11 protein-coding genes and 1 pseudogene are annotated in these 8,590 nt (G+C 46.5%); 9 read left to right on the top strand and 3 right to left on the bottom strand.

Annotated features, from left to right (window positions below; all coding sequences use genetic code 11):
* Positions 1 to 318: pseudogene (locus J7545_RS09600) on the bottom strand (photosystem II D2 protein (photosystem q(a) protein)); the annotation flags it as partial.
* Between the two features lie 465 nt (positions 319 to 783).
* Here J7545_RS09600 and J7545_RS09595 point away from each other — a divergent pair.
* From J7545_RS09595 to J7545_RS09585, 3 genes are read left to right on the top strand one after another with little or no spacing between them, the layout of a single operon-like run.
* Positions 784 to 1,356: a photosystem I assembly protein Ycf4 gene (locus J7545_RS09595; RefSeq protein ID WP_318701981.1), complete on the top strand. Its 573-nt coding sequence runs from the start codon at positions 784 to 786 to the stop codon at positions 1,354 to 1,356.
* A 57-nt stretch (positions 1,357 to 1,413) separates the two neighbouring features.
* The gene (locus J7545_RS09590; protein ID WP_318701980.1) at positions 1,414 to 2,145 is read left to right on the top strand and encodes a peptidylprolyl isomerase; all 732 of its coding nucleotides are present in this window, start codon (positions 1,414 to 1,416) and stop codon (positions 2,143 to 2,145) included.
* Between the two features lie 13 nt (positions 2,146 to 2,158).
* Positions 2,159 to 3,766, top strand: coding sequence for an FAD-dependent oxidoreductase (locus J7545_RS09585; RefSeq protein ID WP_318701979.1), 1,608 nt, complete (start codon positions 2,159 to 2,161; stop codon positions 3,764 to 3,766).
* A gap of 75 nt (positions 3,767 to 3,841) precedes the next feature.
* On the opposite strand, the gene J7545_RS09580 is transcribed toward J7545_RS09585, so the two are convergent.
* The gene (locus J7545_RS09580; protein ID WP_413038591.1) at positions 3,842 to 4,435 is read right to left on the bottom strand and encodes a Uma2 family endonuclease; all 594 of its coding nucleotides are present in this window, start codon (positions 4,433 to 4,435) and stop codon (positions 3,842 to 3,844) included.
* A 108-nt stretch (positions 4,436 to 4,543) separates the two neighbouring features.
* Between J7545_RS09580 and J7545_RS09575 the strand changes: the two genes are divergently transcribed.
* Positions 4,544 to 5,689: a beta-ketoacyl-ACP synthase gene (locus J7545_RS09575; RefSeq protein WP_318701977.1), complete on the top strand. Its 1,146-nt coding sequence runs from the start codon at positions 4,544 to 4,546 to the stop codon at positions 5,687 to 5,689.
* A 103-nt stretch (positions 5,690 to 5,792) separates the two neighbouring features.
* On the opposite strand, the gene J7545_RS09570 is transcribed toward J7545_RS09575, so the two are convergent.
* Entirely contained in the window at positions 5,793 to 5,936 is a 144-nt protein-coding gene (locus J7545_RS09570) for a hypothetical protein (protein WP_318719504.1), read from the bottom strand.
* Here J7545_RS09570 and J7545_RS09565 point away from each other — a divergent pair.
* The 5 genes from J7545_RS09565 to J7545_RS09545 all read left to right on the top strand — a co-directional run bounded on the left by J7545_RS09565 (position 5,935) and on the right by J7545_RS09545 (position 8,498).
* Positions 5,935 to 6,426: a hydrogenase maturation protease gene (locus J7545_RS09565; protein ID WP_318719503.1), complete on the top strand. Its 492-nt coding sequence runs from the start codon at positions 5,935 to 5,937 to the stop codon at positions 6,424 to 6,426. The two genes, J7545_RS09570 and J7545_RS09565, sit on opposite strands and share 2 nt — an antisense overlap.
* Before the next feature lie 27 nt (positions 6,427 to 6,453).
* Entirely contained in the window at positions 6,454 to 6,795 is a 342-nt protein-coding gene (hypA, locus tag J7545_RS09560) for a hydrogenase maturation nickel metallochaperone HypA (protein ID WP_318701975.1), read from the top strand.
* A gap of 4 nt (positions 6,796 to 6,799) precedes the next feature.
* Positions 6,800 to 7,597, top strand: a complete 798-nt coding sequence (gene hypB / locus J7545_RS09555) for a hydrogenase nickel incorporation protein HypB (protein ID WP_318701974.1) — start codon at positions 6,800 to 6,802, stop codon at positions 7,595 to 7,597.
* 49 nt (positions 7,598 to 7,646) lie between these two features.
* The gene (locus tag J7545_RS09550) at positions 7,647 to 8,261 is read left to right on the top strand and encodes a CP12 domain-containing protein (RefSeq protein WP_318701973.1); all 615 of its coding nucleotides are present in this window, start codon (positions 7,647 to 7,649) and stop codon (positions 8,259 to 8,261) included.
* An 87-nt stretch (positions 8,262 to 8,348) separates the two neighbouring features.
* Positions 8,349 to 8,498, top strand: a complete 150-nt coding sequence (locus J7545_RS09545) for a hypothetical protein (RefSeq protein ID WP_318701972.1) — start codon at positions 8,349 to 8,351, stop codon at positions 8,496 to 8,498.
* Positions 8,499 to 8,590 lie beyond the last annotated feature (92 nt).

Below are 8,590 nucleotides of genomic sequence, written 5' to 3'. Positions count from 1 at the left end.
CTGACACCAGCGAGCGAAGTTCCCTTGAGCTTCTGGACCCCAGAGGAACAGGAGGGAGTGTCCCATGCTGTCTGCGGGACTCGATACGGCTACGGTGAGGAAGTTGCCGCCTTCGAGGTAGGAGGAAGCGAGTCCATGGGTGTACCAGGAGGTCACAAAGGTGGTTCCTGTGAGCCAACCGCCGATGGCGAGGTAGGCACAGGGGAACAGCAGGAGTCCTGACCATCCGATGAAGACGAAGCGATCGCGCTTTAGCCAGTCGTCGAGGGCATCAAACCACCCTCTGTCGCTGGGCGCGCGTCCGACTGCGATTGTCATTGAGCAAATCCTCTGACGTTACAAATTTAAATCAATTGCAGGGGATGAATTCCCAAAGGTTCCCTATGTGGATGTCTTAAGAGATTGACCACTCGGTGGTAGAATCCCTTGAGTGTCTTTCCCTATATGAGGAATGACCTCTCCACTTTCAGGAACAGCCATTATTTTAATTAATTTGCCTCTGAAGCTTAGGCTTAGGGGCAAATTAATCTTTCTTAACATACCACAAGAAAGCAGAACAGGCATCCAAGTCCTTAAGGCGATTGGATTTTCCGCATAATATCTATAATAAACAATCTGAGAAATTTTACAATATGTCACACATTTTCTCAGATTCTCTCAGAAAAGAGGGTGGCTTGATGAGGGGACAAGAGGAAATCGCTTCCTACCAATGGTGGACAAAGATTAAGGTAAAATCAGAAAGCACTCTTAATTTGGTATAGCGATCCAACTTCACCCAGACCTATGACGGCACAAGGAACCTCCACACCAAAGAACAAAAAAGTTTTACATCAATCCATTCTCGGTTCACGCCGACTGAGTAATTATGCCTGGGCAACCATCATTTCTATGGGCGCATCTGGCTTTTTATTAGCCGGGTTATCGAGCTATCTGCAAGTGAACCTCATACCCTTTAGTAACCCCACCGAGCTAATATTTGTGCCTCAAGGTTTGGTCATGGGCTTATATGGCAGTGCGGGATTATTGCTGGCTCTGTATCTATGGCTGGTGATTCTCTGGGATGTCGGTGGTGGATATAACGAATTTAGCTATGAAACTGGCGTGGCAAAAGTTTTTCGTTGGGGATTTCCGGGGAAAAATCGCCAAATTGACTTGACTTATCCCTTAGAAGATATTCAAGCAGTGGGCGTAATTATCAAAGAAGGACTTAATCCTCAGCGGAAAATTTATCTGCGAGTTAAAGGAAAAGGCAATATTCCTTTAACTCGTGTGGGACAACCCATGAGTCTCTCAGACCTAGAAAACCAAGCCGCAGAGTTAGCCCGATTTTTAGAAGTGCCTTTAGAAGGACTCTAAGTCACCCATTCGGTACAATCAATCCGTAGCTTTGGTAACAGAAATTCAATTAATCCTATGCAAATTAGACCAAAATATTGGGTCATCTCGTTGATGCTGTTAAGTGCATTGGCGATCGCCGGATGCAGTGATAGCCTCTCTGCTCCTGACTCAGATGGCTCCCCCAGCACCACAGGAGCAACCCCTTCCCCAGTGGCGAGTGCCGATCCCAATCGTCCCTTTAACGGACTACCCCTTTTGGAGGGTAAAGCAACAGTGGTAATGACCATTAAAGGCTCGCCCATTACAATTAGTGTGGATGGCACAAAAGCACCAGTAACTGCTGGAAACTTTGTGGATTTAGTCGAGCGCGGGTTTTATGATGGCTTGACGTTTCATCGAGTAGTGCGCGAGCCTCAACCATTTGTGGTGCAAGGGGGAGATCCCCTAGGCAATGGAACCGGTGGATTTATCGATCCAGCAACCGGACAGGAGCGACAAATTCCCCTGGAAATCACCCCACAAGAGGAGAGCGAACCGATTTATAGTCAAACATTTCCTGTGGCACAAATTAACAAGCCTCCGGAACTTCAGCATACTCGTGGTGCAGTGGCGATGGCGCGATCGCAATTCCCCGATTCTGCCTCTTCCCAGTTCTATTTTGCGTTGGCCGATCTCTCCTTCCTCGATGGCAATTATGCTGTATTTGGTTATGTGACTGAGGGGATGGAAGGGGTTGATGCAATTCAACAGGGCGATAAGATTGACTCAGCAACAGTCACCCAGGGACTGGAAAACTTGAAGCGCTAGTGGGTTCTCATCTATGGCACGCAATCCCTTATTTGGTCTCTTCTCTCGCGCCTTGCGTTCGGCAACAGAATCGAATCGTCGTCAGATTCCTCTGGATGCATGGTCAGAAATACAACAAAATCAGAAACGTCAACGTTTCAAGGGGCGCTCATTTTTGCAAATTGCTAGTGGGTTGGCTGGAGGAATGCTGTTAGGGACGGGTTGTCAATCTCCGGCTGCTACTGTGTCGGCACGAGAGGGATCTGCTCCCAAAATTGCGATCGTAGGGGCAGGAATTGCGGGTCTGAGTACGGCTTACACTCTGAAAAAGGCGGGCTACCGCGCCACAATTTATGAAGCCTCAGATCGTGTGGGAGGCAGAATGTATACGGTGAAAGATGCGGTGGGGCCAGGGATTTGGGTTAACCTTGGTGCTGAGTATATCAATAGCGACCATGAAGATATGCTGGCGCTGGCGCAAGAATTCCAGATTCCTCTGCTCGATCGCTTTGTCCCTGAAGAATTGGCTCTCACGGATCTGTATCATTTTGATGGGCAAATGCTCTCGGAAGCCAAACTTGCTGAAGCCCTTGTCCCCGTTGCCAAACGCATGGCTGCCGATGCCGATCGCCTGGATGAAGATTGGGAGAATGTCAGTGTTGAATTAGATGCTCTCTCCGTTGCTGAGTATTGCGATCGCATCGGTCTCTCGGGATGGTTACGAGAATTCATTGAACTCGTCATGATTACTGAGATGGGACTCGAAGCCGATGAAATCACAGCGCTTAACCTAATCTGGTTGCTTCCTCGTGTAGATAGGGAAGGCAATGTGGAATCGACTGGACACTCGGATGAACGATATCTAGTTCAAAATGGGACTCAAGCCATTACCGATGCCCTCGCAGGAGAATTACAGAATCAAATTGAGACTGGAATGGCCTTAGAATCGATTCGGCAACACGGAGAGGGCTTTAAACTCACCTTCAATTTTACTGATGTGGATGCAGATATTGTCGTTCTCGCTATTCCATTTAGCGTTCTTCGTTCTATTCAGATAAGATTACCCTTACCACAAACCTTGCGCCGGTTTATTAATGAGGTGGGTTACGGCAATAACGTGAAAGTTACGGTAGGTCATAACCCACCCGTCTGGCGAGATCGAGGATTGAGTGGTCTGGGATATACGGATCTGCCCTGGCAAAGCTGTTTTGAAGCTTCGCAACTTCAACAGTCTAAACTTGGAGCGCTAACCTATTATCTGGGTGGAGATATCGGTTTCAATAGCCAGCGCTACAGCATAGAGGAGAATGGGCAACTTTATACCAAAATGCTCGATCGTTTAATTCCCAATCTACTGGAAACGTACAATGGAAAAGCCACTCGCCTCCATTGGCCGACCGATCCTTATGCTTTAGGTAGCTATGCTTGTTTTAAGCCAGGACAGTACACAGGATTTATTCAAAATCATGTTTATTTAGAGGGAGAAGATGAGCAAAACGTTCATCAGGGACGCTTGATTTTTGCTGGAGAACACACCAGTGATGACTATCAAGGCTATATGAATGGTGGAGCACAGTCAGGACGTTTAGCTGCAAAAATGGTTTTGAAGCAGTTGGGAGTTGTCGCATCTTCAAGAGCCTGAGTGAGACAACATTATGGATACCTCGTATTAATTCAAATCCTGAAGCCGGTCAGAACGATTTAATCAGATTTGATTTTATTCTTGAGATTGCTCAAATTGGACTCGCTTGTACAGATCGGCCAATTTGATCGTAACATCTACTGACTGCAATTCTACTATTGTATCTTCACCAATTAACTCCGTGAGCAACCATTGGCGATCGCCAACCTTACGATAGAGTTCTACCCGATAGGAAAATTGATCGATTAACAAATATTCCTGTAGCTGGGGAATGGAGCGATAGAGGGCAAATTTTTGGTTTTTATCGAATCCTTCGGTGGACGAGGATAAAACTTCAGCAATTAAACAAGGATAAGGATTCGTGAGCGCCATCTGTTTGCTGTCGGTAAACATTGGCTCTCCCGCGATCGCCATGATATCAGGATAAACATAACTCTCGGATGCAGACAACCACAAGCGCATGTCGCTCATAAATACAGAATAACCCCGATCCTCTAAAGCAAACAGCAAGAGAGCATGAAGTTTTCCTGTAAGAATATTGTGATTCGCTGATGCACCCGCCATTTTGATGATCTCTCCTTGAATAAACTCGCTTTTGTCAATATTCCGATTTTCCTGTTCTAGATACTCTTCAACTGCGCTCTGTTTTGTCATTGCAGCAACCATAATTTACCTCCTATATTGCCTTAAGCTAGTAGCCAGTAAGGCTGGTAGTGTCTACCCTACGACCTCCGCATCTTTTAATGATAATATTAAAATCCCCTAGTTTTCGATATTATGACAGTCGTTGTTGTTACTGGATTGGGTTTAGTCTCGGCGTTGGGATCGCGCGATAATGGGACTTGGCACAAGCTCCTCAATCTGGAATCAGCGATCGCCATGGCGCAACCGTTTCCGGACTTAACGCCTCGTCCTCTAGCTATGATTGGCGATCGCCCGGCTTCTTTGCGAGAGCTGACTCGTCAGTTAGTCCTGGAGACTTTGGAGGATGCAGATATGACTCCTCCCTTACCCGATCTGGGGATTGTTGTGGGATCGAGTCGCAGCGCTCAAGGGAGTTGGGAAGCGATCGCCGGGCGGTTTTTGACGGGAGATCCAGGATTCCTCCATATATCCAATTGTCTAGACTATTTGCCCGATCTTCCCGCGCGAATAGCGGCTCAACTTACCGGGACTCAAGGGATTGTCCAAGCTCCCATGAATGCTTGCAATACGGGCATGTGGGCGATCGCCCAAGGCTATGAACTGATTCGCTGCGGCTATACTCAACAGGTTTTAGCCGGGGCAATTGAAGCGCCGATCACACCTTTGACTCTAGCGGGATTTACGCAAATGGGAGCCTTAGCGAAAACGGGATGTTATCCCTTTGACCGAGATCGCGAAGGGTTGGTTTTAGGGGAAGGAGGCGCATTTCTCCTCCTAGAATCCCTAGAGTCAGCACAGCAGCGTCAAGCCTCTATTTATGGTCAAATCCTGGGAGCCGCCTTTACCAGTGATGCCTACCATGTGAGCGCCCCTAAACCGGATCGCATGAGTGCAGCGATCGCCATTAAAACTTGTTTGGAGCGATCTGGCTTAACTCTAAGTTCTATCGACTACATCCATGCCCATGGAACCAGCACTCCCTTAAATGATGCCGCCGAAAGCCAACTGATCCAGCACCTATTTCCAGCAACAGTTCCTGTTAGCTCCACGAAAGGCGCAACCGGGCATACATTGGGTGCTTCTGGAGCATTGGGTATCGCCTTTTCTTTAATGGCACTCAAGCATCAAATCTTACCTCCTTGTGTGGGGTTAAGGGAGCCAGAGTTTAATATCAGTGTTGTTCGTGCTGCCCGTTCTCAGCCGATACAACATTGTTTGTGTTTAAGTTTTGCCTTTGGCGGGAATAATGGGACGATCGCCCTGGGCAAGAAGAGTTGATTCGTGACGAATTACTTTCTACAGAAGAGGACTGATTGGGGAAAGTATACAAAAATCTTAATTTTAAATTAAGTTCTCTGTCAGCAGATCCGATCGCAGGGTATTAAGAAAACCAGCAAAATTTAGGATAGATGGTGCAGCAAGATTTAGGATAAATGGCGGAACCCATAAAATGCGATCGCCAAACTAATACATCACAATTGAAACCACAACTTATCCCATCTTCCAACAACGGTTTAATGGTCATGATTTCTCCATCTCCCCATCCCCCTATCCCCCCATCTCATCTCTCACCCACAGTCCTAGTTATCGGCTATGGTAACCTCCTACGAGGTGATGATGGCATTGGGCAAACGGTAGCGATGAGAGTAGAAGAGTGGGAATGGATGAATGTGCGATCGCGTGCTGTCCATCAGCTTATGCCAGAATTAGCACAAGAATTATCCGCAGTCCAGTTAGCTATTTTTGTTGATGCTGCCCTATCCGGAGACGACGTAACCCTCTCCAAACTTGAAGCGGTGCCAGAACAAGGATTACCTTGGGGACATTCCCTCAGCCCTCCTCGCTTACTTTCCTTGTGCCAATGGTTATATCACACTGTACCCCAAGCCTGGATGATTAGCGTCCCTGGAGTAGATTTTTCCGACAGCGATCGTCTCTCCCCCCTTGCACAACAGCGCGTTAAAATTGCCCTCAATCACATCACCCACCTGATCCAAAATCGTCACACTCTTTAATTTTTAAGCTTTAATTTTTAATTGACTATGCACGAAGTCAGTATCATGGAAGAAACCCTAAAACTTGCCCTCAACCACGCTCAAAACCAGGGGGCAAAACAAATTCATCGGATTAAACTCAACGTGGGAGAACTCTCCGGTGTTGTTCCAGAAGCTTTAAACTTTGCGTTTGATGTCGTGACTCAAAATACAATTGCCCAGAGTGCTACACTAGAAATCGAAACCATACCGGTTGAATGTTACTGTTCCAATTGTCAGGAAAACTTCTATCCCAGTGGCATTATTCATATCTGTCCTCACTGTGGACAACTAAGCCGGGAAGTTCGTCAAGGGAAAGAATTAGAGTTAGCATCCTTGGAGGTTTCTTAAATCCATGTGTACTGATTGTGGTTGTGCCGTAACTCCTGGAAAAGTTGAGATTCATAGCCATTCTCATCCCTCCCATGATCATCATCATGATCGTGCACACGATCATCATCACGGCGATCGTGCCCATACCCATACCCTACCGGTTCACCAAGCTATTTTAGCCAAAAATGACCGCCTCGCTGAACGTAACCGAGGCTATTTTTTAGCCAAAGGGCTGTTAGTTTTGAATATCCTTTCTTCTCCGGGTTCTGGCAAAACAACCCTGATTCAACGCACCCTCTCGGATCTGGGAGAACGACTCCCCACAGGGGTGATCGTGGGAGATTTAGCCACGGATAATGATGCTCAAAGATTACGGGAAACCGGTGCTCCTGTCGTGCAAATTACCACCGGCAGTATCTGCCATTTAGAAGCGGATATGATTGCCCAGGCGATCGCCGAAATTCCCCTTGATCCATTACAGCTTTTGATCATAGAAAACGTCGGTAATTTGGTTTGTCCCGCTGCCTACGATCTCGGCGAAACCTTGCGCGTAGCTCTACTTTCTACCACAGAAGGAGAAGATAAACCCCTCAAATATCCTACCCTGTTTAAGAGTGCTGATGTCATTCTGCTCAACAAAATTGACATTGCTGAAGTCGTTGGATTCGATCGCAAAATTGCCCTCAAAAACCTTCAGCAAGTCGCCCCACAAGCCCAGGTTTTTGAAGTATCTGCCCGAAGTGGTTTTGGTCTCGAACAGTGGTATGGTTATTTAGAGGAACAAATTAACCCACTTGCTCCCCAATTAGTACATCCATAATCTCCAATGTTAACTCGATTGTAAACAGAGACTTAAAAGAGGAAAAAACATGTTAAAAGCATCAGATATCATGACCAAAGATGTGGTGATGATTGGTGGTTTAGCCACAGTAGACGAAGCCGTTAAACTCATGCGAGCAAAGAACATTCGTTCGCTCATCGTTAAACGCCGTCATGAGCAAGATAGCTATGGAATTGTAACCGAAAGTGACGTAGTTTATAAAGTCACTGCCTATGGAACTGACCCTAAAACAGTCCGGGTTTATGAAATTATGACCAAACCCTGTGTGGTAATCAATCCCGATTTAGGTGTTGAATATGTCGCCCGGTTATTTGCGAATTTACAACTGCATCGCGCTCCCGTAATTAGTGGCGAAGTCATAGGCATTATTTCGATTACCGATATTCTCAATCGCGGTGATTTTCTCGAAAAACCCAAAGCCGTCACCCTACAAGAAGAAATTGAAAAGGCACTTACTGAAGCACGGGCAATTTGTAAAGAGAAAGGCCCCAACTCCCGTGAATGTGCGGTTGCTTGGGATATTGTCGAAGAGCTAGAAGCCGAAGCGGCTCACCAGCAAGCACAGAAAATCACCAAAACCAAGTTTGAACAATACTGTGAAGAACATCCCGATGCTATAGAAGCGCGGATGTACGACACTTAAACGTTGGGAAGCCAATCCCTCTCCTAGCCGAGAGGGATTAAGTAATCCGTAAAAAATCAACCCTTCTTTCCTTTAAAAGTCCCCATTATGGTTAACCTGACCCAAAAGTCAACAAAAATCTCTCGGACTCCCAAAAGAGAAAACCTACCCACGATGTACGAACTACCGAGTGAAGAAGTAGGAGAATCGGGTTTGCCAGACCAATACAGCGCTTTGCGCTGTTATGATGGACAGTAACAACAATGAGTAAACCAGTTTTTTAACGGTTCAGGATTAATCAACTTTATAGCTACGGATAGGAGGATATCAATCATAGCACTGGTAGTAGG

Source organism: Roseofilum sp. SBFL (assembly GCF_017746885.1).
Lineage (GTDB): Bacteria > Cyanobacteriota > Cyanobacteriia > Cyanobacteriales > Desertifilaceae > Roseofilum.
This window is presented reverse-complemented; position numbering and strand designations above follow the sequence as displayed.